The sequence below is a fragment of the Betaproteobacteria bacterium genome (genome assembly GCA_016791345.1).
Lineage (GTDB): Bacteria > Pseudomonadota > Gammaproteobacteria > Burkholderiales > JAEUMW01 > JAEUMW01.
The window spans coordinates 1-2,736 of the sequence record JAEUMW010000157.1 but is presented as its reverse complement, the minus strand read 5'-3'; the positions used below and the strand labels follow the sequence as shown (position 1 = coordinate 2,736).

Annotated in this window: 4 protein-coding genes; 3 read left to right on the top strand and 1 reads right to left on the bottom strand. The window is 64.8% G+C overall.

Annotated features, from left to right (window positions below; all coding sequences use genetic code 11):
• The first annotated feature begins 120 nt into the window (after nucleotides 1–120).
• The gene (locus JNK68_06330) at nucleotides 121–1,008 is read left to right on the top strand and encodes an NAD(P)-dependent oxidoreductase (protein MBL8539973.1); all 888 of its coding nucleotides are present in this window, start codon (nucleotides 121–123) and stop codon (nucleotides 1,006–1,008) included.
• An 18-nt stretch (nucleotides 1,009–1,026) separates the two neighbouring features.
• Here the strand turns inward: JNK68_06330 and JNK68_06325 are convergent, their stop codons facing one another.
• Complete coding sequence (locus JNK68_06325) at nucleotides 1,027–1,311, bottom strand: cupin domain-containing protein (protein MBL8539972.1); 285 nt, start codon at nucleotides 1,309–1,311, stop codon at nucleotides 1,027–1,029.
• A gap of 184 nt (nucleotides 1,312–1,495) precedes the next feature.
• Here JNK68_06325 and JNK68_06320 point away from each other — a divergent pair, with 184 nt between their 5' ends.
• Both JNK68_06320 and JNK68_06315 read left to right on the top strand, forming a co-directional pair.
• Nucleotides 1,496–2,350, top strand: coding sequence for a GTP cyclohydrolase I FolE2 (locus JNK68_06320; GenBank protein MBL8539971.1), 855 nt, complete (start codon nucleotides 1,496–1,498; stop codon nucleotides 2,348–2,350).
• Nucleotides 2,347–2,736, top strand: a 390-nt coding sequence (locus JNK68_06315; protein ID MBL8539970.1) for an FAD-dependent oxidoreductase, incomplete at its 3' end; no start/stop codon positions are given. The genes JNK68_06320 and JNK68_06315, both read left to right, overlap by 4 nt.

Sequence of the window (2,736 nt, the reverse complement as noted above, 5' to 3'; positions counted from 1 at the left end):
CGGCGGCGAAAGATCTGGCCGCAATCCGATTCCGGATGCTCCGGCGGAATCGTCCTATGATCTGCGTGGCAAACGTAGCATGCGCAGCACGGAAGACCAACCGACACGAGGAACCAGCACATGAGCAGCACGATCGGCTTCATCGGACTCGGCCAGATGGGGGAACCCATGGCGCGCAACCTGATCCAGGCAGGCTTCCGGCTGCGCGTCTACAACCGCAGCGCGGACAAGACTGCAGCGCTCGTCGCCGCGGGCGCAGCGGCCGTCGCACGCCCGCTCGATGCGGTCGAAGCGGGCGGCATCGCGGTGAGCATGGTCGCCAATGACGAGGCACTGGAAGCAGTTGCCTTCGGCGATGGCGGCTTCGGTGCGGCGCTCGGCCAGGGCGGAATCCACATTTCGATGAGCACGGTGTCGCCGGAGACCGCGCGCCGGCTCGCGGCGCTTCATCGCAGTCACGGCAGTGACTACCTGGCGGCCCCGGTATTTGGCCGACCGGAAGCCGCCGCCGCGCGCAAGCTGTGGATCTGCGAGTCCGGCACGCAGACAGCAAAGGCGCGCGCCCGGCCCGTGCTCGAGGCGCTCGGGCAGGCCGTCTACGATCTCGGTGAAGATCCGGCGGGGGCCAACGTGGTGAAGCTCGCCGGCAACTTCCTGATCCTGTCTGCCGTGGAAGCGATGGCCGAAGCCTTCACGCTCGCGCAGAAGAACGGCGTCGACCCGGCCACCCTGGCCAAGCTGTTCGGCGAAACCCTCTTCGCCTGCCCCATCTATCAGAATTACGGCAGGATCATCGCCGCTCAGGCCTACGAGCCGGCCGGGTTCAGGCTCGCGCTGGGCATGAAGGACATCAAGCTCGTCCTCGGTGCGGCCGAAGCCAGCACGGCGCCGATGCCCATTGCCAGCCTGCTGCACGATCGCCTGCTGTCGGCGTTCGCCAAGAACCGCCACGACCTCGACTGGACTGCGATTGCACTGGGGTCGAAAGAAGACGCCGGGCTCGCCTGAATATCGCGCCGTTCGCAGCTAGCGAACCGATCGGCGCGCCACCCAGTAGGTCGCCCCTTCGGGACCGTAGCGCTCCGCGTGCGGCACTTCGGCTTCGAGCGCGAAGGTGTCGCCCGGACGCAGATGCCGGGCGTCGTCGCCGACGGTGAGCCACATCTCGCCCTCGACGACGAGCGCACTCACTTCGAACGGATGGGAATGTCGCTCCAGCACGGTCGACGGCGCCCACTTCCGTTTCACCACTTCATCGAAGCCCTGCGCTCGGGCGCTCGCTTCGAATTCCACGAAGGTGATCTCACTCACTGTTCGTCCCGGCGATGACTGATGTCCGTTACCTCGCCCGCGTCACGACGCAGCTTACCTTGCAGCAGGTTGCAGGTTCAACGTGCCGGGCAAGGGTTGAGAAAGTGGGAACGTGTCGACGGCTGCCTTCATCCAATGGACGAGTGCAGGGTCAAGCCATGATTGCCTGAACAGGAGGACGAGGATGAATGCCCCGGAAAGACTTGCGTTCCTTCCTGACATCCAGTCGGAAGCGGATCACCGCGGTCTGCGCATCGACGCGGTCGGCGTGAGCGGAGTCCGCCATCCGCTGACCATCCAGTCTGGCGCGAGGCTCGTGGCGACCGTTGCAACGCTGTCGCTGACCGTGGGCCTGTCCGCTCCGACGAGGGGCACGCACATGTCCCGCTTCATCGAGTCGCTGGAAGCGCAGACCGCGCCTCTGCATCAGGAGAGCTTCAGGCAGTTCGTGCTCGACATGCTGGGACGGCTGGAAGCAGACAGCGGTGCGGTGGAGATGCACTTCCCTTACTTCGTGAGAAAGACGGCGCCGGTGTCACGGACACGCAGCCAGCTCGGTTACGAGGTCTGCTGGAAAGGCCGGGTGTCCGAAGACGGCCGGTATGTATTCTGGATGTCCGTGACGGTGCCGGTGACGAGTCTGTGCCCGTGCTCGAAGGAAATCTCGGCTTACGGCGCCCACAACCAACGCTCGCACATCACCATCCGCGCGGAACTGAAGGCAGAGGTGGCGATCGAGGAACTGATCGCGATTGCCGAAGGCAGCGCCTCCTGCGAGGTATACGGGCTGCTCAAGCGAGCCGACGAAAAGTACGTCACGGAACGTGCCTACGACAATCCCAGGTTCGTCGAGGATCTCGTGCGTGACGTGGCGGTTGCACTGAACGACGAGCCGCGCGTGGGCGCTTACCTGGTCGAGGCGGAGAACTTCGAATCGATCCACGATCACAACGCGTTTGCCCGCGTCATCCGGCCGCACAGGGATCTCCCGCATCGTCGTTCAGGCGGTGGTGCCGACGCGACGGGAGTCCTCGGATGAGCACCTTCGAAGTCAAACTGCAAGACCGCGAAGAAGTTGCCGAGGGCACGATGGCGTTTCATTTCGAGAAGCCAGCCGCCTTCGACTTCAAGGCCGGGCAGGCCATCGACGTCATCCTGCCGAAGCCGCCGGGGGATGATGTGCAAGGCGCGCGTCACACGTTCTCCATCGTGACCGCGCCGTTCGAAAGCGATCTGGTAATCGCGACGCGCATACGCGACAGCGCCTTCAAACGCGCTCTGAAATCCCTGGCCATGGGTTCGGCGGTCGGGATCGAAGGGCCCTTCGGGTCGCTGACTCTGCACCGTGACCCGGCGCGGCCGGCGGTGTTCATCGCCGGTGGCATCGGCATCACGCCATTCGTGAGCATGTTGCGGCAGGCAGCG

Bases quoted from the DNA above. Each gene is read 5' to 3' on its own strand.
- JNK68_06330 (MBL8539973.1), top strand. From the start codon at position 121: ATGAGCAGCACGATCGGCTTCATCGGACTCGGCCAGATGGGGGAACCC.
- JNK68_06320 (MBL8539971.1), top strand. From the start codon at position 1,496: ATGAATGCCCCGGAAAGACTTGCGTTCCTTCCTGACATCCAGTCGGAA.